At 73.1% G+C, this 24,338-nt stretch carries 21 protein-coding genes; 11 read left to right on the top strand and 10 right to left on the bottom strand.

What is annotated here, in order from left to right; translation table 11 throughout:
• Positions 1-100 precede the first annotated feature (100 nt).
• The 3 genes from HAV39_RS03590 to HAV39_RS03580 form a co-directional block, all read right to left on the bottom strand.
• Positions 101-1,570, bottom strand: a complete 1,470-nt coding sequence (locus HAV39_RS03590) for a glycoside hydrolase family 6 protein (protein WP_239120366.1) — start codon at positions 1,568-1,570, stop codon at positions 101-103.
• A 280-nt stretch (positions 1,571-1,850) separates the two neighbouring features.
• Positions 1,851-2,831 carry an AEC family transporter gene (locus HAV39_RS03585; RefSeq protein WP_191837719.1) on the bottom strand — a complete coding sequence of 327 codons (981 nt, stop codon included), beginning with the start codon at positions 2,829-2,831 and terminating at the stop codon, positions 1,851-1,853.
• A gap of 117 nt (positions 2,832-2,948) precedes the next feature.
• The gene (locus HAV39_RS03580; RefSeq protein ID WP_191837718.1) at positions 2,949-4,499 is read right to left on the bottom strand and encodes a 4-coumarate--CoA ligase family protein; all 1,551 of its coding nucleotides are present in this window, start codon (positions 4,497-4,499) and stop codon (positions 2,949-2,951) included.
• 234 nt (positions 4,500-4,733) lie between these two features.
• Here HAV39_RS03580 and HAV39_RS03575 point away from each other — a divergent pair, with 234 nt between their 5' ends.
• Positions 4,734-6,005, top strand: coding sequence for an RCC1 domain-containing protein (locus tag HAV39_RS03575; RefSeq protein ID WP_191837717.1), 1,272 nt, complete (start codon positions 4,734-4,736; stop codon positions 6,003-6,005).
• A 73-nt stretch (positions 6,006-6,078) separates the two neighbouring features.
• Here HAV39_RS03575 and HAV39_RS03570 read toward each other — a convergent pair whose 3' ends face one another.
• From HAV39_RS03570 to HAV39_RS03560, 3 genes are all read right to left on the bottom strand, one after another.
• Complete coding sequence (locus HAV39_RS03570) at positions 6,079-7,614, bottom strand: hypothetical protein (protein WP_191837716.1); 1,536 nt, start codon at positions 7,612-7,614, stop codon at positions 6,079-6,081.
• 63 nt (positions 7,615-7,677) lie between these two features.
• Entirely contained in the window at positions 7,678-8,589 is a 912-nt protein-coding gene (locus HAV39_RS03565; protein ID WP_191837715.1) for a proteasome assembly chaperone family protein, read from the bottom strand.
• A gap of 171 nt (positions 8,590-8,760) precedes the next feature.
• Positions 8,761-9,780: a hypothetical protein gene (locus HAV39_RS03560; RefSeq protein WP_191837714.1), complete on the bottom strand. Its 1,020-nt coding sequence runs from the start codon at positions 9,778-9,780 to the stop codon at positions 8,761-8,763.
• 100 nt (positions 9,781-9,880) lie between these two features.
• On the opposite strand from HAV39_RS03560, the gene HAV39_RS03555 reads away from it, so the two are divergent.
• The 4 genes from HAV39_RS03555 (at position 9,881) to HAV39_RS03540 (ending at position 14,721) form a co-directional block, all read left to right on the top strand.
• Entirely contained in the window at positions 9,881-10,483 is a 603-nt protein-coding gene (locus HAV39_RS03555; RefSeq protein WP_191837713.1) for a TetR/AcrR family transcriptional regulator, read from the top strand.
• A 112-nt stretch (positions 10,484-10,595) separates the two neighbouring features.
• Positions 10,596-12,572 carry a CocE/NonD family hydrolase gene (locus tag HAV39_RS03550; RefSeq protein WP_191837712.1) on the top strand — a complete coding sequence of 659 codons (1,977 nt, stop codon included), beginning with the start codon at positions 10,596-10,598 and terminating at the stop codon, positions 12,570-12,572.
• Between the two features lie 58 nt (positions 12,573-12,630).
• On the top strand, positions 12,631-13,950 hold the full coding sequence (locus HAV39_RS03545) for an MFS transporter (protein WP_191837711.1): 1,320 nt from the start codon (positions 12,631-12,633) through the stop codon (positions 13,948-13,950).
• A 168-nt stretch (positions 13,951-14,118) separates the two neighbouring features.
• The gene (locus HAV39_RS03540; protein WP_120318766.1) at positions 14,119-14,721 is read left to right on the top strand and encodes a TetR/AcrR family transcriptional regulator; all 603 of its coding nucleotides are present in this window, start codon (positions 14,119-14,121) and stop codon (positions 14,719-14,721) included.
• Between the two features lie 18 nt (positions 14,722-14,739).
• On the opposite strand, the gene HAV39_RS03535 is transcribed toward HAV39_RS03540, so the two are convergent.
• Positions 14,740-15,549, bottom strand: a complete 810-nt coding sequence (locus HAV39_RS03535) for a DUF6807 domain-containing protein (RefSeq protein WP_239120367.1) — start codon at positions 15,547-15,549, stop codon at positions 14,740-14,742.
• 44 nt (positions 15,550-15,593) lie between these two features.
• A complete protein-coding gene (locus HAV39_RS03530) occupies positions 15,594-16,658 on the bottom strand; it encodes an arginase family protein (protein WP_191837710.1) in 1,065 nt (354 codons plus the stop codon).
• A 74-nt stretch (positions 16,659-16,732) separates the two neighbouring features.
• Between HAV39_RS03530 and HAV39_RS03525 the strand changes: the two genes are divergently transcribed.
• From HAV39_RS03525 to HAV39_RS03500, 6 genes are all read left to right on the top strand, one after another.
• Positions 16,733-17,836 (top strand): P1 family peptidase, encoded by a 1,104-nt coding sequence (locus tag HAV39_RS03525; protein WP_191837709.1) that lies wholly within the window; start codon positions 16,733-16,735, stop codon positions 17,834-17,836.
• A 206-nt stretch (positions 17,837-18,042) separates the two neighbouring features.
• Entirely contained in the window at positions 18,043-19,662 is a 1,620-nt protein-coding gene (locus tag HAV39_RS03520) for a glycoside hydrolase family 13 protein (RefSeq protein WP_191837708.1), read from the top strand.
• Between the two features lie 113 nt (positions 19,663-19,775).
• Positions 19,776-20,705, top strand: a complete 930-nt coding sequence (locus tag HAV39_RS03515; RefSeq protein WP_191837707.1) for an alkaline phosphatase family protein — start codon at positions 19,776-19,778, stop codon at positions 20,703-20,705.
• Position 20,706: 1 nt separating this feature from the next.
• Positions 20,707-21,570, top strand: coding sequence for a DMT family transporter (locus HAV39_RS03510; protein WP_191837706.1), 864 nt, complete (start codon positions 20,707-20,709; stop codon positions 21,568-21,570).
• Positions 21,571-21,701: 131 nt separating this feature from the next.
• Positions 21,702-22,727, top strand: coding sequence for an aspartate-semialdehyde dehydrogenase (locus tag HAV39_RS03505; protein WP_191837705.1), 1,026 nt, complete (start codon positions 21,702-21,704; stop codon positions 22,725-22,727).
• Positions 22,728-22,960: 233 nt separating this feature from the next.
• Complete coding sequence (locus HAV39_RS03500) at positions 22,961-23,308, top strand: hypothetical protein (RefSeq protein WP_191837704.1); 348 nt, start codon at positions 22,961-22,963, stop codon at positions 23,306-23,308.
• Between the two features lie 37 nt (positions 23,309-23,345).
• Here the strand turns inward: HAV39_RS03500 and HAV39_RS03495 are convergent, their stop codons facing one another.
• Together HAV39_RS03495 and HAV39_RS03490 are read right to left on the bottom strand one after the other, a co-directional pair.
• Positions 23,346-23,804, bottom strand: a complete 459-nt coding sequence (locus HAV39_RS03495) for an HAD domain-containing protein (RefSeq protein WP_191837703.1) — start codon at positions 23,802-23,804, stop codon at positions 23,346-23,348.
• On the bottom strand, positions 23,801-24,115 hold the full coding sequence (locus HAV39_RS03490) for a GNAT family N-acetyltransferase (RefSeq protein ID WP_239120368.1): 315 nt from the start codon (positions 24,113-24,115) through the stop codon (positions 23,801-23,803). The genes HAV39_RS03495 and HAV39_RS03490 overlap by 4 nt, the downstream gene beginning before the upstream one ends.
• Positions 24,116-24,338 lie beyond the last annotated feature (223 nt).

Below are 24,338 nucleotides of genomic sequence, written 5' to 3'. Positions count from 1 at the left end.
CCCGGTGCCGGTTGTTCCGCCTTGTCGACCTTAAGCCCGGCGGCCCGTGCCGGGACGCGGAAAGGCCGGCGCGGAACTCGCGCCGGCCTTTCCGCAGTCGTCAGCTGCAGGTGACGTTGTTCAGCTTGAAGACGGTCGGGTTGGTGTTGGTCCCGCTGTAGGTCGCCTGGAAGCCGAAGCTCGCCGTCCCGCCGGTGCCGATGCTGCCGTTGTGCGCGGCGTTGCGGGCCGTGATGTTCGCCCCGCTGGCTGTGACGGTGGCGTTCCAGGCGTTGGTGACCGCCTGATTGCCGGAATAGGTCCAGGTCAGCGTCCACGAGGTGAGCGCCGGGCCGCGGTTGGTGATGACCACCGAGGCGACGAAGCCGTTGTTCCACTGGCTGTCCACCCGGTAGCTCACCGAGCAGGAACCCGTGCCCTGGCTCGCCGACGGCGAGGGCGACGGCGGGGTGGACGGCGAGGCCGACGGGGACGGCGGCGCGGACGGCGAGGCCGAGGGCGACGGCGGCCGCGACGGGGACACCGACGGCGACGGCACCGTGGACGGGCTCGGCGGCGGGCTGGTCACGATGCCGTTCTGCGCCAGCGAGTACGCCAGGTCCGGCACGAACTGCCCCGCGGCCGCAGCACAGCCGTCCGCCTCGCCCGGCGGCTTGATCCAGACGAAGGCGTCCACGGTCGACTCGTTGGTGCTGGTCGTCGGCGCCTGCCCGGTGCCCCGGCCGGCCGGGTCGCACCACTCGCTGCCCAGCGCGCCCTTGCCGTTGCGGGCGGTGTCGATGACCTGGTGCAGGTTGCTGTTGCCCAGGGCATTGAGCACGTTGCGGCCGAAGTTGACCTCGTCGGCGGTCCAGCGGAAGTTGGACGCGTTGGAGTAGAACCCGGCCGCGTTGGACACGCCCGCCGCCTGCAGCCGCGAGGCGGTGTCGGCGGCGCTGTTCCAGGCCGAGTGCCCCGCGTCGAGGTACACCTTGGCGTTCGAGTTGACCTGCTTGAACTTCGTCACCGCGTAGCTGATCGCGGAGTTGCGGTCGGCCTTATCGGTCGACGACAGGCAGGTCTGCAGGGCCAGCGAGTCCGGCTCCAGGATGATCACCGCGGTGCGCGTGCCCAGGCCCGCGGCGAAGCTGTCGATCCAGGTCCGATAGGCGCTGATGTTCGGGGCGCCGCCCGCGCTCGCCCCGCCGCAGTCCCGGTTGGGCAGCATGTACGGCACCAGCACCGGGATCTGGTTCACGCTGTTCGCGGCGTTCACGTACGACGTCACCTGGGACTGGATCGTGCTCTGGTTGTACGACGCGAACCAGCGCGCCTGCGGCTGGCTGCCGATGCGCTGGCTGATCAGCGACGCTCGGGAGTCGTTCGGGTTGGCCGCGAGCCACTGGTTCACGGCGGACGTGGGGTCGCGGTAGAAGCTGCCGGTCAGTGTGCCGGCCGAGGCTTCCGTGGTGGCCAGCAGCACACCGGCCAGCGCGGTGGCGGCGGTCATCGCGGCGGCCGCGCCGAGCGCGACGAGGCGGCGGTCACGGCGGCGAACATGGCGCGGCGATGACGTGAGATCGGGGGTCAACGCGTCTCCTTGGGACGTCTGTGCATGGTCTACGTGCAGGTTTCTGCCCGGACCCGGCTACGACAGACGTCACGGCCTCGCGCTGCCCGTACGAACCGAATGGTTCTGCCCTTCGCACGGCAACGCCACAACTCCGCCTCCCATCATCACCCGCCTCCGCGAGGAAAGGAAGGGCATCGTCGGCTCGCGTCAGCGAGACGAGCAGCAGCTCTGCACATCGCCATATGTAGCGCAAGGGCACCTTCTTAACGCTGGACCGTGCGTGAGCAGGCAGGACGCGTCAGGCCGGGCCGAGCAGCCAGAGGATCAGCGTCAGGGTGCCCATCGACAGCAGGCTGGAGAACAGGATCGCGTCCCGGCTCAGCGCGGTCGAGGCGCGGAACTCCGACGCGTACACGAAGGTGTTCTGCGCCGTCGGCAGGCCCGCGACCAGGGTGACCGCCAGCAGCGCCGCGCCGTCGAGATCGAGCAGGTAGCGCCCGATCAGGTACGCCGCCACCGGCTGCGCGACCACCTTCAGCAGCACCGCCACGGTCACCTCCCGGCCCGGCAGCCGCCACGACGACGCGCCGCTCTGATGCAGCGACATGCCCAGCGCGAACAGCGCCGCCGGCACCGCCGCGCCGCCCAGCAGCTCCAACGGCCGCAGCAGCCACTCCGGCGGCAGCCACCCGGCCGCGCTCGCGACGACGCCGGCCATCGACCCCAGGATCACGGGCGTACGCAGCGGCAGCATCGCCAGCCGCCGCCAGCGCGACACGGTGCCGTCAGCCGGGCCCGCGGCCCCGTCGGCGGTCTCGGCGGCACGCCGGTCGACGTCGGCCCGGTGCGCGGACGCATCGAGGCGGCCGACGATCAGCGGCGTCAGCAGCATCGTCTGGAAGACCAGCACCGCCATGATCAGCGAAACGTCGTCGAGCACGTACACCGCGACCGGCACGCCCAGGTTGCCCGCGTTGAGGTATGCCGACGCCATCGCCGCGATGACCCGGTCGCCGTCGGGGCCGGGCATCAGCCGCCGCGCGACGAAGTACACCGACAGCCCGATCAGCAGCGTGCTCGCCGCGATCGCCGCGAGCGGGCGCAGTGGCAGATCCCCGAGCGGCACCTTGACCAGCGAGGTGAACAGCACGCACGGGATCGCGATGACGAAGGTGAAGTTCGCCAGCGCCTGCTGGGTGGCCCGGGTCAGCACCCCGAACCGCATGGTGCCCCAACCCAGGGCGGTGATCATCCAGATCGGAGCGAACGCGGCGAACACCTGGTCACGCTAGTCCTGCACCCTGGGTGACCAGGCAGCCGGGATACCCCTGTGTCCGATAGATGGGGAAGGGCACCTTCTCACGCGAGGCGTGGAGAAGGTGCCCTTCCCAGCCCTTCAGAGCTGGGCGCGGAGGTCCTTGCGGAGGATCTTGCCGGAGGCGCTCTTGGGGATGGCGTCGACGAAGGTGACGGCGCGGACCCGCTTGTACGGGGCGACGCGTTCGGCGACGTAGTCCTTGACGTCCTGGGCGGTGAGAAAGGCGCCGGGGGCCGCGGCGACGAAGGCGTGCGGGATCTCCTCGCCGTCGGCGTCGTGGCCGGCGACCACCGCCGCGTCGGCGATCTGCGGGTGGCCCAGCAGCACCGCCTCCAGCTCGGCCGGCGGCACCTGGTAGCCCTTGTACTTGATCAGCTCCTTGACCCGGTCGACGATGAACCAGTCGCCGTCGGCGTCGACGAGGCCGACGTCGCCGGTGTGCAGCCAGCCGTCGGCGTCGACGGTGGCGTCGGTGTCCTCGCGGCGGCCCAGGTAGCCCTGCATCACCTGCGGGCCCTTGATCCACAGTTCGCCGGGCTCGCCGACACCGAGGTCGTCGCCGGTGGCCACGTCGACCACCCGGGCCAGCGTGTTCGGGATCAGCGGGCCGACCGTGCCGGGCTTGACCCGGGTGTCGCCGTGCGACTGCGCGTGCGAGACCGGCGACAGCTCGGTCATGCCGTAGCCCTGCTGCACCAGGCAGCCCAGCCGGGCCGCGCAGGCCTGCGCCAGGTCGCCGTCGAGCGGGGCCGCGCCGGAGAACACGACCTGGAGCGCGGACAGGTCGTACTGGTCGACCAGCGGGTGCTTGGCCAGCGCCAGCACGATCGGCGGCGCGACGAACGCCCGGCTGACCTTCTGGTCGGCCATCGCGGTCAGGAACTCGACCAGGTCGAAGCGCGGCAGCACGACCAGGGTCGCGCCCTTCGACAGCGCCATGTTCATCAGCACGGTCAGGCCGTAGATGTGGAAGAACGGCAGCACGGCCAGCACCCGGTCGGCGGGGTCGTACTTGACCACCTGCTGGGTCTGCGCGATGTTGGCGACCAGGTTGCGGTGGGTGAGCATGACACCCTTGGCCACGCCGGTGGTGCCGCTGGAGTACGGCAGCACGGCCAGCGCGGTGGCCGGGTCGAGCACCACGGCGGGCGCGGGCGCGGTCGTGGCCATCAGCTCCTGCACCGAGCGGTGCCCTTCGGCGGTGTCGCAGACGAGGATCTCCTGCACGTGCGCGGCCGCGGCCATGGCGCGGTCGAGGAACGGCGACACGGTGACGAGCAGCTTCGCGCCGGAGTCGCTGAGCTGGGTGGTCAGGTCCTTCTCGGTGGCCAGCGCGTTGACGGTGGTGACCGTGGCCCCCGCGGCCAGCGCGGCGTGGAAGACCACCGGGTAGAGCAGCGTGTTGGGGCTGAACAGGGCCAGCACGTCACCGGGGCGCAGCCCGGCTTCGGCCAGCCCGGCGGCGAGCCGGTCCACCATGTGCGCCAGCTGCGCGTACGTCAGCGTCTGCCCGGTGCGGCCGTCGATCAGCGCGGGATGGTCGCCCCGCGCCGCCGCCGGTCCGATGACGAGCTGGGGGACGGAGACCTCGGGGATCTCGACGTCGGCCAGGGGGCTGGAAAAGGGCATCGTCGCCTCACTCTCGTACGCGGTGCACGTCGAAGTTCCGTCATCATGCGTGCACGTTCACCGTTCGGCAATACCCCGGCAACGTCCGGCGACGATCCGGCCGCCGACGGCCGCTGCGCGTCGCGACGGTCGCCGGTCCACCCTGCGATACAACTAGCACGAGGCCGTGAGCTGCGCATTCATCGTGCGCTCGGACACGGCCGACTCATGTCGCAAACATGCGGGGGAACGTACATGCGACCTATCACGACAGGACTGCGCGCCCTTGGGGTCGTCGCGGTCAGCACCATGATCGCCCTGGCGGCGCCACACGCCGCGGGAGCGGTGGAGGGCAAGGGCGGCGGCAACCACGGCGGCGGCAACCACGGCAAGCCGAAGCCGCCGCCGAAGCCCACGCCGACGGTGCCCGTCGCGGGCGTCGAGTCCTGGGGGTTCAACGACTCCGGTCAGCTCGGCGACGGCACGCTGGTCACCCGGCCGAGCGCGGTCAGCGCCGCCGTTCCGGACGAGGTCCGCGACGTCGAGGGCGGCGGCCGGTTCAGCCTGGCGCTGCTGCACAACGGCTCCGTGAAGGCCTGGGGCGACAACAGCGACGGCCAGCTCGGCGACGGCACCACCATCGACCGGCCGATCCCCGGCTCCGTGCCCGGCGTGACCGGCGTCAAGGCGCTCGCGGCCGGCGGGGCGCACAGCCTCGCCCTGCTCAACAACGGCACCGTGCTCGCCTGGGGTGACAACGCGCGCGGCCAGCTCGGCAACGGCACCGTCGACGACAGCACCACCCCGGTCGCGGTCACCGGGCTGACCGGCCGGGTCGTCGCCGTCGCCGCCGGCTCGCAGTTCAGCCTCGCGCTGCTGGCCGACGGCACGCTGCGGGCCTGGGGCGACAACCGCTCCGGCCAGCTCGGCACCGGCGCCGTCAGCCCCGACCCGCAGACCACCCCGGTGGCCGTCACCGGCCTGACCGGCGTCCGGGTCAAGCACGTCGACGCGGGCGACAGCCACGCGCTGGCCGTGCTCGGCAACGGGACCGTCCGCGGCTGGGGCGACAACTCGCGGGGTCAGGTCGGCAACGGCGAGGCCGGCACCACCCCGGTGCCGACCCCGACGCCGGTGGTCGGCCTCACCGGCGCGAAGCTCGTCAATGCGGGCGGTTTCGCCAGCCTCGCGATCCTGGCCAACGGCCGGGTGAAGGGCTGGGGAGCCAACGGCGACGGCCAGCTCGGCGACGGCACGACGGTCACCCCGCGGCTGAGCCCGGTCGACGCGGTCGGCCTCACCGGCGTCATCGACATCTCCACCGCGGGTTCCGGCGCGAGCCTCGACGGCGGCTTCACCGTCGCCATCACCAACGGCGTCATCAAGGCGTGGGGCGACAACAGCTCCGGGCAGGTCGGCATCGGGTTCACCGGTTTCGACCCGGTGCTCACCCCGGCCACCGTGGTGACCGGGCTGGACAAGCCGAAGGACGTGTCGACCGGCTTCCAGTTCGCGCTGGCCACCTGAGCGCCGCACAGCGGGAGGGGCGGCATGCGTGGCGTGCCGCCCCTTTCTCATCCAGTCCTGGACCGTCCTGTGTTCACGGCACGAAGGGTTCGCCGCGCGGCAGCCGGGCCCGCCCGGCGGCGACGCCCAGCCCGGCCGCGACCAGCGCCACCAGGCACACCACCAGCCCGGCCCAGTACTGCGCGAACCCGTCCCTGCCGAGCACGATGCCGTCCCCGAGGAGCGCGGACCGCGACAACTCCGCCGCGGCGGCGGCGACCGCGCCGACCGCCAGCACCGCCGCGATCCGGCGGCCGGACAGCCGCCCGGCACGCCGCAACCGGGCCGTCAGCACGCCCAGTGCCGCCGCCGCCAGCCCGCCACAGACCAGCGCAGACACCGCCGAGCCGGAGCCGAGCGAGATGCCCGCGGCCACCGCGGCCACCGCGCAGGTGATGGTGGTCGCCGCGGCGACCAGTCCGGCGAGGACCAGCTGAACCGTCGCCGTCACTCGCCGACCGGCCGCGGCGGCGATCGCACCGGCCGTCAGCACCAGCAGGAGCACGCCGACCGCGGTGAACCCCGCGCCCAGGGCACGGTCGGCCGGGGCGGGCCGCCAGACCTCGGCGAGTGCCGGAGCCGGGGTCATCGCGCCGTGCCACCACGTGCCGAGCCGGGTCCAGCTGCCGTCGACGTCGCGCCGCAGCAGCCCGTCCCGCCCGTTGGCGACCAGCACCACGTGCCCGCCGTCGCGCTCGAGCACGACCAGCGATCGTGCGGACAGGTCCCCGGCGGGCGTGCCCAGCACCCCGAAGAATCCGTCGTACTCGTACTCGTCCGTCAGCACGTCGAGCTGCTCTCCGCTGACCTCCCAGGCGGTGTGCCAGGTCGCGCCACCGTCCTGGCTGGACTCGACGAGCAGCCGCCCGGCCACCGCCCGGTAGCAGACGTCGCCCGCGCAGTTCCGCGACGTGGCGGTGAGGGACGGCGGGTGTTCGACGGGGCGCCAGGTCCGGCCGTCGTCGTCACTGACCGCGTACTCCTGCCCGTTCTGGTCCAGGACCACCAGGACGGCCTGCCCGTCCACCTCACCGACGACGCCCATCTCCGGCCAGTCGGCCGGGGAGGTGGCCACGGTGGCGAGCAGCGCGACGGGCACCAGCACCGCCCCGCGGACGAGCCGGGCCACGCCCCGGCCCGGGGCGGGACGCCTGAGCGAGCGCCGCCACGCCCACCAGCACACGCCGAGTGCGGGCAGCGCCAGCAGGTCGGTCGGATCGGCCCGCAGCACGGACGGCCCGAACACGGCCGACCACGCCTGGGCGGCGAGTGATGCGCCGTACGCCGTGGCTTTCGCGAAAGCGAATCCGGCGCCGGTGACGGCCAGCGCCGCCGGTGCGAGCACGCGGACCGGCACCCGCGGGGCCACCAGCGCGACGAGCACCGCCAGCAGCGGCGGGAACATCAGCATGCCGGCGGCGTCGCTCAGTTTGCCGGTGACCGGGCCGGGCTGCCACGCCTTCAGCACATGATCGTTGACCAGTAGCAGGAGCAGGCCGGCCACGCTGACCGGGTGGCCGAGCCACCCGAGCGCCCGCCGCAACGCGTCCCGCTGTTCCCCGTTGTCCATGTGGCACAGGGTGACAGCGACGCATCACGATCCGGCGACGCGGACGGCTCGGCCGTGCGGCTATCAGCCCTCGCTCTTGTCGCCCTTGCTGTGCTCGGCCAGGAAGCGCTCCAGCTCGGCGCCCAGCTCCTCGGCGGTGGGCAGCGGCGCGGGCTCGGTCAGCAGGTTGCTGCCGCGGCCGCGCATGAACGCGTCGTACTGCTCCTCCAGCGCCTTGACCACGGCCGCGGCCTGGTGGTTGTCGGTCAGCTGGCGCTCGATCTCGGCACGCACCCGGTCCCCGGCCTCGCGCAGGTCCTCGGTGGGCAGCAGCAGGCCGGTGGCCCGCGACACCGAGGTCAGCAGCAGCTCCGCGGCCTGCGGGTACTCGCTGTCGGCGAGGTAGTGCGGCACGTGCGCGGCGAAGCCCATGGCGTCGTGGCCCGACTCGCCGAGCCGGAACTCCAGCAGGTTGGTCATGCTCGCCGGGACCTGCACGTCGGAGATCCACGGCTCGTGCCCGACCACCAGCTCGGGCCGGGTGCCGTGGGCGGTGACGCCGGCGGGGCGGGTGTGCGGCACGGACATCGGGATGGCGTGGATGCCGATGGTCAGCCGGACCTGGAGCTGCTCGATCAGCCCGGTCGTCGCGGCGACGAACCGCTCCCACTGGAAGTCCGGCTCGGGGCCGGTCATCAGCAGGAACGGGGTGTCGTCGTGGTCGCGCAGGGCGTGCAGCTCCAGCTTGGGCTGGTCGTACGCCGCCCAGTGGTCGGCCGAGAAGTGCATCAGCGGCCGCCGGGAGCGGTAGTCGTAGAGCTGGTCGAGGTCGAACTCGGCCACCACGGTCGAGTCGAGCGAGTCGAGCAAGTGCTCGCGGGCGAGCTTGCCGGCCGATCCGGCGTCGACGAACCCCGAGAGCGCGTGCAGCAGGACCGGACGGCCCAGCTCGGGCAGTTCGTCGCTCAGCTGGTAGAGCTTCTGTGGGTCGAGCACGTCGTTCGCCTCCTGCAGATGGTCGTTCCACCGGAGCCAACAACGCGTGCGAGGGGCGCATTCCTGTTTCCGGAACACGATCGTCTCGGATTCCCGCACCGCGCCGTACGGGCCCCGTTCCGCAGGGGGATACGCCGGGCGCGCAGGCGGGCGCGCCCGGCGTACGTCAGCTCAGGCAGCCACCGTAGCGCCGAGGCGGCGGGCCGCCTCATGGGCCTGGTCGTCATCCGGTGCGGCCTGCTCCTTGCGCCCGAGCCAGCCGACCCCGACCAGGGCCAGGCCGAGCAGCGCCCACGAGGCCAGCACCCAGGCCGCCGCGCCGCCGCCCGCGCCGCCGAACCAGGCGGCCGAGCGCAGCAGGGTCGCCCCGGCGCCGACGGGCAGCCACTGGCCGACCTCGCCCCACGGCTGCGGCAGCAGCTCAGGGGCCGCACCGACCGCGCCCAGCGCGTTGCCGACCAGCAGGATGAGCACCACGCCCAGGGCGATGCCGCGCGGGCCCGCGACACTGGCCAGGCCGTGCACGGTGGCGCTGACGGCCAAGGTGATCAGCGCGATGACGCCGGCCACCGGCAGCCAGCCGCCGCCGACCACGCCGAGCCAGTTCTGCAGCACGGTCGCGCCGGACACCCCGGCCAGCCCGGCGAAGGTGAACAGGCCGACCACCCGGGCGGCGAAGCCCGGCACGGCGAAGTACAGCGCGATCGCGGCCAGCAGCGCGGTGATCACCAGCGGGAAGAAGCCCGCCGCGAAGCCGCCGCCGTGCGCGTCGTCCGCGCTCAGCGGGGCCAGGTCCGCGACCGTCACCGGCATCCCGGTGCCCGCGCCGAGCTGCGTGGCGGCGGCGCTGAACAGGTTCGCGACCGGCGGCGCGGCGGCGGTCGCGGTGTGCAGGGTGACACCGGTGGGGCTGAGGATGAAGGCGGCGTACGCCTCGCGGTCGAGCACCGCCGCGTCGGCCGCGGCGGCGTCGGCGACCGTGGTGACCTCGAACGCACCCGGACTCGTCGACTCGATCTTGGAGGTGAAGGCCGCGACGGCCGGGGCGGGACCGGCCACGACCACGGGCAGATCCCGCGGCGCCAGGTTGGCGGCGGGTCCGGCAAACAGGGGCAGCAGCAGGGCCTGCAGGGTCGTCACCGCTACGGCGAGGACCACCGCCAGTGCCGCCGGGGGCGGGGTGCGGCGCATGGTGGATCTCCTTAAAACGAATGTTCGTTCTCTTTAGGGAAACGATGCGCCCGGTCACCTCCGCCTGTCAAGAACGATCGTTCGTTTTACGATGAGAGCCATGCCACGTGTCTCCGAAGCCCACCTCGCCGCCCGCCGCCAGCAGATCCTCGACGCCGCCCGGGCCTGCTTCGCACGCAACGGCTTCCACGCCACCTCGATGCAGGACGTCATCTCCGAGGCCGGGCTGTCGGTCGGCGCGTTCTACCGCTACTTCAAGAGCAAGGAGGAACTCGTCACCGCCATCGCCGAGCAGGTGATCGGCGGGGTCAGCACGCTGCTCGACGAGGTCCGCGCGATGGACCCCCCGCCGCCGATCGAGGACGTGATGCGCCGCCTGCTGCGGACCGTCGACCCGCAGTTCGGCCCGGACGGGGTCTTCCCGATGGCGCTGCAGGTCTGGGCGGAGTCGCTGCGCAATCCACAGCTGGCCGAGTTCGTGCGCACCGTCTACGGCAAGATTCGCGGGCATTTCGACGACATCGCCCGCGACCAGCAGACCGCCGGACGCCTGCCGGCCGACGCCGATCCGGAGGCGGTCGGCGCGGTGCTGTTCAGCATGGTGCCGGGGTACGCGTTGCAGCGGGTGCTGCTGGGACGGCCCGATCCGGACACCTTCCTCGCCGGCATCAAGGCGCTGCTGCACACTCCTGACAAGAACTGAGGTCTGGCCATACGGCCGTGACCTGGGTGACCGCTGCGGTTCATGCGGGCTTTGTTGACTGACGACTCAGTCAGCAAGTAGCCTTGCTGGGGAAACCGGGAGGGGTGTCGAGATGGCCACGCGGGCCGCAGGGCGCAGCGAGCAGGTCTGGATCACCATGGACGACGGTGTCCGCCTGGCCGCGACGCTCCACCTGCCCGCGGCCGACGCCCCGCAGCCCTGCCTGCTGGAGGCGCTGCCCTACCGCAAGGACGACATCACCTCCTCCTACACCGAGGAGTACGAGCGCCTGCGCGAGGAGTTCGGCTACGCCGTCTGCCGGGTCGACCTGCGCGGCACCGGCTCCAGCGAGGGCATCGCGGTCGACGAGTACCCGCCGCGCGAGCAGGACGACCTCGTCGCCGTCATCGCCTGGCTGGCGGCACAGTCCTGGTGCGACGGCAGCATCGGCATGTACGGCACGTCCTACTCCGGGTTCAACGCGATCCAGGTCGCCATGCGCCGCCCGCCGGCGCTGAAGGCGATCGCGCCGATCTACGCGACCGACGACCGGTACACCGACGACGTGCACTACATGGGTGGCTCGCTGCGGCTGCTCGACGTCGTCGACTACCCGACGTACATGATCGCGATGAACGCGCTGCCGCCGGTGCCGTCGATCGCGGGGCCGGACTGGCGCGAGCGCTGGCTCGACCGGCTCGACCGCACCGAGCCGTGGCTGCTGCGCTGGCTGCAGGAGGCCACCGACGGGCCGTACTGGCGGCACGGCTCGTTGCGGGACCCGTCGCTGCCGGACCCGGAAGGCCTGCTGCACCTCGGTTACGAGCGCATCGACGTGCCCACGATGATCGTCGCGGGCTGGGCCGACGGCTACCGCAACAACAGCTTCCGCACCGTGGCATCGCTACGCGACGCGGGCACCCCGGCGCGGCTGGTGGCCGGGCCGTGGAGCCACATGTCCGCCGAATCCGCGCTGCCCGGCCCGCACATCGACCTCGCCGCCGAACTGGCCCGCTGGTTCGACCGCTGGCTGCGCGGAGCCGACAACGGCGTGGACGCCGAACCGCCGTACACCTTCTTCCTGCGCGAATCCGGCGGCGCCCCGGAGCCGGACGCGGCGCAGGTGGCCGGGTCCTGGCGCAGCATGCCGGACTGGCCGAACACGACCTGGCGCTGCCCGCTGTCCTGGGTGATCGGCGGCGGCACCCGGGTGCTCGCGGTGCGCCCCGACACCGGCACCGCCGCGTGGAACAGCTGCGCCGGTCGGCTGCCCTGGGGCCAGCCCACCGACCAGCGCTTCGACGATGCCGCCTCACTGACCTGGGACTTCCCCGCGGAGTCGGACCCGATGACGCTCATCGGACCGGGCTGGGTGCGCCTGCGCGTCGCCGCCGACCAGCCGGTGGCGAGCGTGTCCGTGAAGCTGTGCGACGTCGCCGACGACGGCACCTCGACGCTCATCACCCGCGGATTCCTCAACCTGACCCATCGCGACGGCCACACCGATCCCGTGCCGCTGGTGCCCGGCGAGTTCGTCGACGCCGAGGTCGAGCTGGAGACCTGCGCCTACACCCTGCTGCCCGGACGGCGGCTGCGGCTGTCGGTCACCGGCGTGGACTGGCCCAACACCATCGCGCCCCCGCGCCCGGTGACGCTCGCCGTGGACGGCGACGCCACCACGATCTCGCTGCCGCCGCCGCACGACACCGACCCCGCGCCCCGCTACGACCAGGGGCAGCGCGCGGTCGAGGGCGACCCGGCGGGGTGGCGGATCAGCGACGACGTGGTCGACCGGGTCACCACGGCGGCCGTGGAGCACGGCTCCACCTGGGACATCACCGGCGGCACCTGCACCGACCGGTACACCGGGTCGGTCACCGTCGACCGGCGCACCTGGCGGCAGACGTCGACGTCGACCGCCCGGTTCACGCTCACCTGGGGCGATACCAGCGTGAGCACCGAATGCGCGGTCGAGCTGACCGCCGACGCCGACCACCTGACGGTCGCGATCACGCTGCAGGCGTACGACGGCGACGCCGTCGTGAGCAAGCGCTGCTGGAACCACCAGGCGGCCCGCCGCTTCGGTTGACGTCGCCCACCGCGCCGACGTCGACCATCCTTCACTTCCTCCTTGGGGAGACCTTTCCATGTCCGGCCTCGCGGTCGTCACCGCTGCCCGCCGTTACCGTGCCCTCATCGCCAGCCCGGGTGTCGCCCGGGTGGCGCTGCCGTCCCTGATCGGCCGCCTGCCCTACGGCATGGCGACCCTCGTGTTCATCCTCGCCGTCCAGCACGGCACCGGTTCGTACGCCGTGGCGGGCATCGCCACCGGCGCGCACTCGGCGATCACCGCGTTCACCTCGCCCTGGCTGGGGCGGCTGTGCGACCGGGGGCACGCCGTCGCGGTGCTGCGGGTCACCGGCGTGCTCTACGCGCTGCTGCTGTCCGGCATGGTCGCCGCGCTGTGGACGCACCAGCCGGTGGGGCTGATCATCGGCCTGGCCGCGCTGGCCGGGGCCGCGAACCCGCCCGTCGGCGCGGTCACCCGGGTGGTGCTGCCCGGCCTGGCCCCGGCGCACGTGCAGACGGCGTACGCCTTCGACGCCATCACCGTCGAGCTGACCTACGTGCTCGGCCCGATGCTGATCGCGCTGGTCACCGCGGCCACCAACCCGTACGTCGCGGTGATCGTCACCGCGCTGCTGGCCACCGCCGGCTCGGTCGGCCTGGCCGCCGCACCCGGGCTGACCGCCCGCTACCGCGAGGTGCGCACCGCCGCGCTCGCCCGCGCCGCGACCGCCTCGGACGGCGTCACGACCAGCGCGGCGGCTCTGAAGCGCGCGCTGCACGCCAACCGGCTGATGCGGCTGAGCATGGTCGTCGTGCTGGTCGTCGGCGCGCTGGAGGCCGCCGCGTACGGCGTGATGGAGGTGGCGATCCCGAAGTACGCCGCCGACCTGGGCGCGCCCCAGGCCGCCGGCGCGGTGGTGGCCGCCTGGAGCGCGGGCTCCATCCTCGGCGGCGTCTGGTTCTCCGGCATGAACCCGAAGCTGAGCCAACCGAAGCTGTTCGCGCTGCTGCTGTGCCTGAACACGGTCGGCTTCGCCGCGATGCTGCTGGCCTTCGGCCTGCCCAGCCTGGCGCTGATCCTGTTCCTGGGCGGCATGGTCATCTCCCCGACCACCGCGGTCGAATGCGCGCTGGTCACCCGGATCGCCCCCGCCGGGCGCAGCACCGAGGCGTTCACCTGGGTCGGCACCGGCATCTACGTCGGCTTCGCGGCAGGCTCGTCCCTCTCCGGCCTGATCATCAACCAGGGCACCAGCCTGAGCGTCGTCATCCTCATCGCCACCGCCATGGTCGCCACCGGCGCCCTGCTCGCCCTGACCGCCAGCCGCCGCATCGCCGCCGACGCCGCCACCAACCCCGACCCCGCCGCCCTCCCGGCCCCCGCCGCCGCCCACTGACCCGCGCCGGGTCGGTTGATCGTCCGACTTGCCTGGCACCTGTGCGTATCTTGGCGGCGCATTCGCCCGTCTGCCAGGCAAGTCGGGCGATCTCGCGCCCCGGCGCCGGGGTTGGTCGGGGAGTTGGTGGATGGTGGGGCGCGGGCGGGGGTGGGTTAGGGTTCAGCGGTGGCTCGACGAACTGCTGAAGTGCGCTTGGACTCGCTGCTGCGCACCGCAGTGGACGTGATCGTCGAGCGCGGCTTCGCCAACACCCGCACCGCCGATGTCGCCAAGGCGGCCGGGGTCAGCCAGGCCCTGGTCTTCTACCACTTCACGAGCAAGGACGCGCTGCTGGCGCAGGCGTTCGCGTACGCCGCCGAGCAGGACATGGCCCGGCTGCACGCGGTGATCGACTCCAACGCGTCGTCCGTCGAGAAGCTGAAGAAGCTGGTGAAACTGCTCGCCCCGACCGGCCGGTCCAAGTCGTGGATGATGTGGATCGACGGCTGGTCGGAGGCGCTGCGCACGCCGGAGCTGGAGAAGGTCTCGCGCCGCATGGACCTGCGCTGGAAGGAGGGCCTCACCGAGGTCATCGCCAACGGGGTCGCCGACGGCTCGTTCACCTGCGACGACCCGGCCGGGGCGGCGTGGCGCATCAACGCCATCATCGACGGGCTCGCGGTGCAGCTCACCGTCCACGAGAAGGCGATCTCCCGCAAGCAGGCCTTCGACTGGATGCGCATGGTCGCCGCCCGCGAGGTCGGCCTGGACCCGTCCGACCTGGCCTGACCGGCACCGTGCCGCGGTTCAGTCGCTGATCACCACGCGCAGCCTGCCGTGCCAGGTCTCGTGCGCCTCGATCAGCCGCGGATGCTCGTAGGCCCATGCGGCGCAGACTCCCGGATAACCGGTCGATCCTTCGCTGGTGCGCACGAACCACCGGTCGCCGCTGCCCAGCCCCGAGAACCGCAGGGTGTACGCCGCGCCGCCCGACTCGCCCCGCCAGACCAGCTCGGCCTCCGCGCTCCCGTTGACCTGCTCCTCGCCGGCCAGCTCGCCCGCGGTCAGGGCGAGGTTCGCCCCCGGCGCGATCCGCCAGAAGCACCCGCCGTACCCCGCCCCGCCCGGCCGCCCGTTGGTCGCCGGACTGCCCAGCACGACGGCCTGCGTCGCGGTCAGCCACCATCCCAGTTCGAGCATCCACGACCGCTCGTCGAGGTACGTCGCCGTCATCGAGCGCCGCTCCGCCAGCAGCACCTTTCCGTCCGCGTCCCGCCATGCCAGCCGCTGCGCGAACCCGCCCGAGCCCACCTCGTCGAACCCCTCACCGGTGATCGACCCGTGGTCGTCGAGCCAGGTGTAGCCCTGGTCCCGCACGTAGGTCCGGCCGCCCCACAGGTTGTTCCGGTTGACGTCCTGCACGGCCAGCGACAGCCCCAGGTGCCAGCGGTGGTCGTCGGGCATCGCATCCGTGACGAGCGTGCCCGCGAGAGTCCGGATCGGATGCAGGTAGGGCCGCGGCCCCAGCGTCGGTGCGACCTCCGCCCCCGAGCGGTACTCGGCCACCACCCGACCCGCCACCATGAACTCCACGCGACCCGCCGCCTCTGCTGCCATGCCCGCCGCGGAGATGATGCGGAAAGCGCTTACCGCCGTTGAGGTTAGCGGGTTCCGGTGATCCCCGCCAGGGTGGCGACCGTCAGCGGGCCGAGCGTCGGCAGGTGGTAGCCGCCCTCGTGCACCGCGACGACGGGCAGGCCCAGCTCACGGACCAGTTCACCGGTGCGGCCGTAGCCGTCCTCGCTCACTTGCAGCGGGCTCTCCGGGTCGTCCTTGGCCGCGTCGACGCCCAGCGAGAGCACCACCGCGTCGGCGCGGTCGCCGATGAACTCGACCAGCTGCCGCACGCCCGCGAGCCAGCCCTCGTCGCCGGTGCCCGGCGCCAGGGGCACGTTGCGGTTCGCCCCCTCGCCCACGCCGGTGCCCGTCTCGTCGGCGAAGCCCGCGTAGTGCGGAAACCAGCCCTCGCCGGGGTCAACGTGCACCGAGGTGTAGAGCACGTCGGCGCGGTCGTAGAAGATCGACTGCGTGCCGTTGCCGTGGTGGGCGTCCACATCGACCACCGCGACCCGGGCCACCCCCGCGCGCTGCAGCGCGAGCACCGCGACCGCGGCGTTGTTGAGGTAGCAGGAGCCGCCGAAGCCGCTGCGGGTCGCGTGGTGGCCGGGCGGCCGGCAGATGGCGTACGCCGCCCGCTCCCCCGCGGCGACCAGGTCGGCCGCGGTCGCGGCGGCGTGTGCGGCCGCCCGTGCCGCGGGCCAGGTGCCCGGCCCGACCAGGGTCATCGTGTCGTAGCAGAACTGCCCCGCCCGCGCGTGCGTGGCCGTGGGCCGGCGCATCGGCAGCCCTTCGAGCATCGCCTCGGTCGGGAACACGTACGGCACCACCCGGTCCTGGTACTCCAGGTAGCCGCCGTCGACCCACTGGCCGTACACGCCCTCCAGGTGCGCCAGCAGCTCGGGCGTGTGCGCCTCGGCGAGCAGCTCGTCGCCCAGCGGGCGGGCCTCGACCAGGCGGGCTCCGGCCCGTACCAGCGCCGAGCGCAGCACGGTGGCCCGCTCGGGCAGTTCGGTGCCGGGCGTGGGCACGCCGATCCAGATCTCGGCTTTCGGCACGTGCCGCAGCACGTCGTCGCTCCACACCACGGGCAGGTCCAGCTTCGCCATCCCGGCATGATGCCAGCACAGGCGGCCGGGCGGCAGGGATCGTTACTGAGTCGAGACTCAGTTAGGCTGCGCCCATGCCTCGTGTGACCGACCTCGGCATCACCATCGGTGAGCTGCCCAGCGGCCCCAGCCGCTCCATCCTCGACGTGCCCGGCGTGGGCGTCGGGCACGCCACCGTGTGGCGCGACGAGGACCCGCCGCCGGTCGGCCGCGGCGTCGCCCGCACCGGCGTCACCGTCGTCGACCCGGGCGGCAACGCGTTCCGCGAGCCGATCCCCGCGGGCGGCGCGATCCTCAACGGTGCGGGCGAGTGCACCGGCTTCATGTCCGCGCAGGAGTGGGGCCTGGCCGAGACGCCCATCTTCCTGACCTCGACGATGCAGCTGGGCCGGGTCTACGACGCCGCATGCGAACTGCTGATGGAGGCCGAGCCGGGCATCGGCGACGACGACGTGGTCATCCCGGTGGTGGCCGAGTGCGACGACAGCTTCCTGTCCGAGTCCCGCCGCATGCAGGTGACCCGCGAGGACGTGGCCGCCGCGCTGACCGCCGCACGGGCGAGCGCGGCCACCGCCGCGGCCGACCGCGCGGCCGGACGGCCCACCGCGCCGCCCGCCGAGGGCGCCGTCGGTTCCGGCACGGGCATGAGCTGCCTGGGCTTCAAGGGCGGCATCGGCACCGCGTCGCGGGTGGTGCCGTCCGGGCATACCGTCGGCGTGCTGGTCATGACGAACTTCGGCGAGCGCGGTCGACTGACGGTGGCCGGCGTCCCGGTGGGACAGCTGCTGCCACCCGCGCCCGCGCCGACCGCGCCCCCGGCGGGCTCCTGCATCGTCGTCGTGATCACCGACGCGCCGATCGACCCCGCCGGCTGCCAGCGGCTGGCCCGCCGGGCCGGGCTGGGCCTGGCCCGCACCGGCTCGACCGCGCACCACGCCAGCGGCGAGATCTTCCTGGCCCTGGCCACCGGACTGCGCGCCCCGCGCGGCGCTGTCTCGCCGGTCGCCCCGCTGCAGGGCCGCCAGCTGGACCCGTTCTTCGCCGCGGTGGTCGAGGCGACCGAGGAGAGCGTGCTCAACAGCCTCCTCAACGCCCCCACCGTGACCGGCCGCAACGGCAACTCCTCGGAGGGCCTGCCCATCGACCGCGTCGCCGCCCTGCTCGCCCTGCACTCGTAGCCGCCAAGATCGCTCGACTTGCCTGGCACCTGGGGGAAACGCGGCCCAAGATACGCACAGGTGCCAGGCAAGTCGAGCGATCAAGGGCGCGGTCGGGCCGTTGACCGTGAGTGAAGTGCCCCGGTAGGGTGGGCGGCCGCGATGGAAAGCGTTTTCCATCTTGTTACTATCGGACTACCCCACCCCACTCCCCCACGGAGCCGGACATGTCCTCACGACACGAACACCCATGGTGGCGTGACGCCGTCATCTACCAGGTGTACCCGCGCAGCTTCGCCGACGGGAACGGCGACGGCCTCGGCGACATCGCCGGCCTGCGCGAACGCCTGCCCTACCTGCGTGACCTCGGCGTCGACGCGATCTGGCTGAGCCCCTGGTACGTCTCCCCGATGGCCGACGCCGGCTACGACGTGGCCGACTACCGCGACATCGACCCGGTCTTCGGCACCCTGGCCGAGGCCGAGCTGCTCATCACCGAGGCACACCAGCACCGGCTGCGCGTGATCGTCGACATCGTGCCCAACCACTGCTCCGACCGGCACCCGCGCTTCCAGGCCGCGCTGGCGGCGGGCCCCGGCTCACCCGAGCGGGAGCTGTTCTGGTTCCGGCCCGGCCAGGGCGAGCACGGCGAGCTGCCGCCCACCGACTGGGGCTCACACTTCGGCGGCCCGGCCTGGACCCGGGTCCCCGACGGCGAGTGGTACCTGCACATGTTCGCCCCCGAGCAGCCCGACTGGAACTGGGACCACCCGGCCGTGCGCGAGGACTTCCAGACCACGCTGCGCTTCTGGCTCGACCGCGGTGTCGACGGGTTCCGCATCGACGTCGCCGACCACCTGGTCAAGGACCCGGCCCTGCCCGACCTGGCGACGCTGCGCCCGGACGTGATCCGGCCCTGGCGCGACCAGGAGGGCGTGCACGAGATCTACCGCGACTGGCGCAAGATCGCCGACTCGTACCCGCAGCGCGGGGTGTTCGTCGGTGAGCTGTGGGACGACGACCCCGACCGGTTCACCCGCTACCTGCGCCCGGACGAGCTGCACACCGGCTTCAACTTCCCGTTCCTGTCCTGCCCGTGGGACGCCGCCGCGTTCCGCGACGTCATCGACACGACGCTGGCCACCCACGCCATGGTCGGCGCGCCCGCGACCTGGGTGCTGTCCAACCACGACGTGGTCCGGCACGCCACCCGCTACGGCCGGGCGCACACCGCGCACTCGTTCGACGATGCCAAGCACGTCGAGCCCAGCGACCTCGTGCTCGGCACCCGCCGTGCCCGCGCCGCCGCGCTGCTCACCCTGGCCCTGCCCGGCTCCGCCTACGTCTACCAGGGCGAGGAGCTGGGGTTGCCCGAGGTCGAGGACATCCCGGACGAGCTGCTGCAGGACCCGCGCTGGCTGCGGTCCGGGTTCACCGACCGGGGCCGCGACGGCTGCCGGGTGCCGCTGCCCTGGTCGGGCGAGACGAAGCCGTACGGCTTCAGCCCCGACCGGGCGGTCGCCGACCCGTGGCTGCCGCAGCCGCCGAGCTGGGCCGCGCTGTCGGCCGCCGCGCAGACCGGCGACCGGCGCTCCATGCTGGAGCTGTACCGCCGCGCCCTGCACGTGCGCCGCACCGAACCGGACCTCGGCGACGGCCCGCTGCAGTGGCTGCCCGCCCCCGACGGCGTGCTGCACTTCCAGCGCGGCGACGGCTTCGCCTGCCTGGTCAACCTCGGCGACACGCCCGCAGATCTGCCGCCCTACGAGTACCTGCTGCTCACCAGCGATCCGCTGGAGGACCTGAAGATCGCCCCGAACAGCGCCGTCTGGCTGCGCACCGCATGAACACCGCTGGAGAGCCCGCATGAGCGAGCGCAGCGAGGAGAAGGCATGAGCGAGCGCAGCGAGCGAATCACGAGCGGTCAGGATGCCGCCGACGAGCGCAGCGAGGAGAAGGCATGACCGCACACATCCTGGTCGTCGGCATCGACGGGGTCCGGCTGGACACCGCCCGCGCCGCCCACACGCCGCACCTGGACGCGATCGAGCGCGAGGGGTGGCTGGCCGAGTTCGAGCTGAGCACCGACGCGCCCACCCTGTCCGGGCCGACCTGGGCGTCGGTGGCGACCGGGCTGTGGCCGCGGGTACACGGCATCTACGGCAACGTGTTCTCCGGCCACCGCCTCGACGCGTTCCCGGACGTGTTCACCACGGCCAAGCGCCGCGGCTTCACCACGTTCGTCGGCGCGAGCTGGGCGCCGCTGGTCACCACGGCGTGCGGCGGCCCGATGTTCACCTCGCCCAGCCTGCTCACCTTCGCCGACGGGCACACGCTCGGCCACGACGTCGCCGACCAGCACGTCGCCGACGCAGCGGCACACGCCTTGGGCGGGGGCGCGTTCCACGCCTCGTTCGTCTACCTCGGCGAGCCCGACGAGGTCGCGCACGAGCTGGGCACGGGGCCGGAGTACACGGCGGCGATCGAGCGCGCCGACCGGCGCCTCGGCCAGGTCCTCGACGCGGTGCGCAGCCGCCCCCGGTATGCGCAGGAGAGCTGGACGGTGCTCGTCGTCACCGACCACGGGCACCGCGACGAGGGCGGCCACGGCGGCCGCAGCCGCTGGGAGCGGACCGCCTGGCTGGCCGCCTGCGGCGCGGGCATCGGCGCGACGCCGCCCGCCGGCGTCAGCCACGTCTCGGTCGCCCCGACCGTGCTCGCCGTGCTGGGGCAGCCGCTCATCGGCGAGAGCCACCTCGCCGGGACCTCGCTGGTGCCCGAGCGGTCGAGCAACCGACCGGCCGCCGACCGGGACGCCGCCGCCGAAGCCGCGTCGGACCGCCCGGCCGCCGGGGCCGCGCCCGCCGTCGAGTCCGCCGTGACGGCCTGACGTGTCGCTCACGGCCTTCGCGCTGGTCGCCGCTTCGGTGCTGTGCCACGCGACCTGGAACCTGCTGTCCAAGCGGGCCGCGGTCGCGGGCACGGCCTTCGTCGCCGTCTGGTCGGTGGTCGCCGCGCTGATCTGGGCCCCGTTCGGCATCTGGGCGCTGGTCACCGGCTGGGACGCGCTCGGCTGGGGCAGCCTGGTGCTGCTCGGCGGCGCGGCGCTGCTGCACACCGGCTACTACCTGCTGCTGCAACGCGGCTACGCGGTCGGCGACCTGTCGGTCGTCTACCCCGTCGCCCGCGGGCTGGGCCCGGTGCTGATCTGCGCCGTCGCGGTGCCGTTCTTCGACGAGGATCCCGGCCTGCTCGGCTGGGCCGGCACCCTCGCCCTGTCGGTCAGCGTCGCCCTGATCGGCAAGCCCTCCCCCGACGCCCTCAAACGCACGGCCCCCATCCTGTACGCGCTCGCGACGGGCGTGTTCATCGCCGCGTACACCCTCTGGGACCGCAACGCGGTCGCGGTCGCCGCGCTGTCGCCGATCCTGGTCAACTGGGGCGGTGACACCGGCCGGGCGCTGCTGCTTGCACCGTGGCTGATCAGGAACCGGGCGCGGGCGAAGCAGGTGTGGCGGGAGCACCGCCGCGAGGTGTTCGGCACCGCGGTCTGCTCACCCGGGGCGTACATGCTGGCCCTGACCGCGATGACGATGGCCCCGGTGACCGTGGTCGCCCCGCTGCGCGAGGTCAGCGTGCTGCTGGTGGTGTTCCTGGGGGCGCGGATGCTCGGCGAGCGCGACATGTGGCGGCGGCTGATCGCCGCGCTCGGCGTGGTCGTCGGCGCCGTCGGTGTGACCATGGGCCGCGGCTGATCTCGCGCCCGGCCGCGACCACCCGCGGCCGGGCGCGAACCCCCGCTGACGTGCCGCTCGTCACGGGCCGACACAGCCCGGATGACGGGACGGCGGGCCTGGTAGATCAACCGATTGAGTAACCTGTGCGTATGAGAATCGGCATTGTCGGAGCCACGGGCCAGGTCGGCGGCGTCATGCGCCGGGTGCTCGCGGAGCGCAAGTTCCCCGTCGGCGAGCTGCGGCTGTTCGCCTCGTCCCGGTCCGCCGGGCGCACCCTGCCCTGGGCCGACGGCGAGATCACCGTCGAGGACGCGGCCACCGCCGACTACACGGGGCTCGACATCGTGCTGTTCTCCGCTGGCAAGACCACCTCGCTGGCGCTCGCGCCGAAGGTCGCCGCGGCCGGCGCGGTCGTCATCGACAACTCCTCCGGCTGGCGGCTGGACCCCGACGTGCCACTGGTCGTCGCCGAGGTCAACCCGCAGGCGGCCAAGCTGCGCCCCAAGGGCATCATCGCCAACCCCAACTGCACCACCATGGCCGCGATGCCGGTGCTGCGCCCGCTGCACGACGAGGCGACGCTGACCGGCCTGATCGCCAGCACCTACCAGGCGGTCTCCGGCACCGGCCTGACCGGTGTCGACGAGCTGCACGAGCAGGCCACCGCCGTGGTCGGCGAGGCACGTGCGCTCGCCCACGACGGCCGCGCGGTCGACTACCCGGAGCCGAAGGTGTACGCGCACCCGATCGCCTTCAACGTGCTCCCGCTCGCCGGCTCGATCGTCGACGACGGCTCCGACGAGACCGACGAGGAGCAGAAGCTCCGCAACGAGACCCGCAAGATCCTCGACATCCCGGGCCTGCCGGTCTCCGGCACCTGCGTCCGGGTGCCCGTCTTCACCGGACACTCGCTGCAGCTCAACGCCCGCTTCGCGAACCCGATCAGCCCCGAGCGCGCCCGCGAGCTGCTCGCGCACGCCCCCGGCGTGGTCCTGGCCGAGGTGCCCACCCCGCTGCAGGCCGCCGGCCAGGACCCGACCTACGTCGGCCGCATCCGCCGCGACGAGACCGCCCCTAACGGTCTGGCCCTGTTCTGCTCCAGCGACAACCTCCGCAAGGGCGCCGCCCTCAACGCCGTCCAGATCGCCGAGCTCGTCCTCGCCGAACTCTCCTGACCCGAGGGAAGGGCACCTTCTTGACGCTCCGCGTTGTGGAAGGTGCCCTTCTTCACGCCCGCCGCCGGTGGAGCAGGCCGTGTGGATGCTGTGAAGACCTCGTGCAGCGAGGGGCCGTACGGCCACCGGGTTGGTGCAATGAAGAGGTGACCCCCAACCCCTACCGGGCTCCCCTGCTCGCAGCCGGGCCGCCCGTCGCATCGGCCTCCAGAAGCCGCGTCACTCAGGCCGGCATGCGGGATGCCGGCCGTGGCGCCGTACCCGTGCCGCCCGCCGACGAACGCCGCCCGCGGCGCGCGCGGCGCGTGCGCTCCGGCATCTGGACCGCGCTGGCCGGGCACGGCCTGGCTGTGGCACTGCCGCTGCTCCCGGCGATCCTGACCGACGACCCGGGCCCGGTCTTCGCCATCGGCGGCGTCGCCGCCCAGTTACTGCTCGCCGCCTTCGTCGTCGCCCTGGGCATCGCCAGGACCGTACGCCGCGATGGCGCCGGCGGCGTCGGACTCGCCATCGGCTGGCTGGCGGGTGCCCCGGTGGCCGCGATCGCCGGGCTCTTCGTCCTGGCCGCGTTGGCCATCTGACCGGCCCGACGCACTCAGCCTGCGGCCCGGCGGCGCGTCATGGCCGCAGCGCCTGATCGATGTGGACGTCGGCCAGTCCGCCGACAGGGTCGACGTGGATCAGCCGGGTCGGCGCGCCCCTGCTCGCGGCCCACTCGTGGGCGGCCGTGCTGTGCAGGTCGTCGAACCACACCACGGCCCGGTCGGTGACCCAGGGCGCGATCCCGACCAGTTTGTCCTGCTGGCTGCCGGGCGGCCCCGCGCACGGGATCACCGGCAGCCGCGGCAGCCCCAGCAGTGGTGCGAGCAGCCGGTTCGCCTCGTCCTCCCAGTACGTCGCCCAGACCAGGGTGTACCGGTCGGCCAGCCGCAGCAGCATCCGCCCGTGCTCGGGCCGAACCCGGACCAGCTCACCGGGAAACAGTTCGTGCTCGGTGTAACCGGGCGGGCAGGCAGCCGAGCCGTGCGGGTTGAGCACCCCGTCGACATCGATGAGCGCGAGCGCTTCCCGGCTCACAGTGCCCTGGTCATCGCTACCCGCGGGCCCAGCGCGTCCAGGCCCATCTCGGCCTCACGCAGGCGCAGCGCGCGCATCTGCGGGCCGAGGTCGGAGATCGGCCGGAAGCCGCGGCGGGCGTAGAACGGGCCGTTCCACGGAACCTCGGTGTACGTGGTCAGGGTGAGTTCGCGATGGCCCGCGGCCGCCGCCCACGTGCACGCCGCCGCCAGCAGCGCGCTGCCGACGCCCTGCCCGCTGTGGTCGGGGTGCACGGACAGCTGCGCCAGGTATGCCGTCCCGTCGACCAGCCCGAGCCGGGCCAGCCCCACCGGCGGATCGCCACGACCAGCACGCAGTCCGCGGCGGCATAGGAGGCGGCCGGTGCGGGCGGCGGCAGCGGGCCGAACCCGATCGGCTCGAAGACCCGGTCGGCCGCGGCCTCCAGCGCCTCCAGCAGCGGCCACTCGCCGTCTCGCGGGGAACGCACCTGATACCCGTCCACGCTGTCCCTCCGACCTCGCCGAAAGGGCGACGATATGGCAGCGGCGGCGG

The organism is Catellatospora chokoriensis (assembly GCF_011297315.1).
Classification (GTDB): Bacteria; Actinomycetota; Actinomycetes; order Mycobacteriales; family Micromonosporaceae; genus Catellatospora; species Catellatospora citrea.
The sequence above is the reverse complement of the archived record's forward strand: the minus strand, read 5'-3'. Positions and strand labels throughout refer to the sequence as shown.

Excerpts from the sequence above, each read along its gene's own strand:
- HAV39_RS03570 (WP_191837716.1), bottom strand. The coding sequence starts at position 7,614 with ATGGACAACGGGGAACAGCGGGACGCGTTGCGGCGGGCGCTCGGGTGG.
- HAV39_RS03550 (WP_191837712.1), top strand. The coding sequence starts at position 10,596 with ATGGCCACGCGGGCCGCAGGGCGCAGCGAGCAGGTCTGGATCACCATG.
- HAV39_RS03560 (WP_191837714.1), bottom strand. The coding sequence starts at position 9,780 with ATGCGCCGCACCCCGCCCCCGGCGGCACTGGCGGTGGTCCTCGCCGTA.
- HAV39_RS03505 (WP_191837705.1), top strand. The coding sequence starts at position 21,702 with ATGAGAATCGGCATTGTCGGAGCCACGGGCCAGGTCGGCGGCGTCATG.
- HAV39_RS03535 (WP_239120367.1), bottom strand. The coding sequence starts at position 15,549 with ATGGCAGCAGAGGCGGCGGGTCGCGTGGAGTTCATGGTGGCGGGTCGG.
- HAV39_RS03580 (WP_191837718.1), bottom strand. The coding sequence starts at position 4,499 with ATGCCCTTTTCCAGCCCCCTGGCCGACGTCGAGATCCCCGAGGTCTCC.
- HAV39_RS03500 (WP_191837704.1), top strand. The coding sequence starts at position 22,961 with ATGCGGGATGCCGGCCGTGGCGCCGTACCCGTGCCGCCCGCCGACGAA.
- HAV39_RS03520 (WP_191837708.1), top strand. The coding sequence starts at position 18,043 with ATGTCCTCACGACACGAACACCCATGGTGGCGTGACGCCGTCATCTAC.
- HAV39_RS03515 (WP_191837707.1), top strand. The coding sequence starts at position 19,776 with ATGACCGCACACATCCTGGTCGTCGGCATCGACGGGGTCCGGCTGGAC.
- HAV39_RS03525 (WP_191837709.1), top strand. The coding sequence starts at position 16,733 with ATGCCTCGTGTGACCGACCTCGGCATCACCATCGGTGAGCTGCCCAGC.
- HAV39_RS03575 (WP_191837717.1), top strand. The coding sequence starts at position 4,734 with ATGCGACCTATCACGACAGGACTGCGCGCCCTTGGGGTCGTCGCGGTC.
- HAV39_RS03555 (WP_191837713.1), top strand. The coding sequence starts at position 9,881 with ATGCCACGTGTCTCCGAAGCCCACCTCGCCGCCCGCCGCCAGCAGATC.
- HAV39_RS03545 (WP_191837711.1), top strand. The coding sequence starts at position 12,631 with ATGTCCGGCCTCGCGGTCGTCACCGCTGCCCGCCGTTACCGTGCCCTC.
- HAV39_RS03530 (WP_191837710.1), bottom strand. The coding sequence starts at position 16,658 with ATGGCGAAGCTGGACCTGCCCGTGGTGTGGAGCGACGACGTGCTGCGG.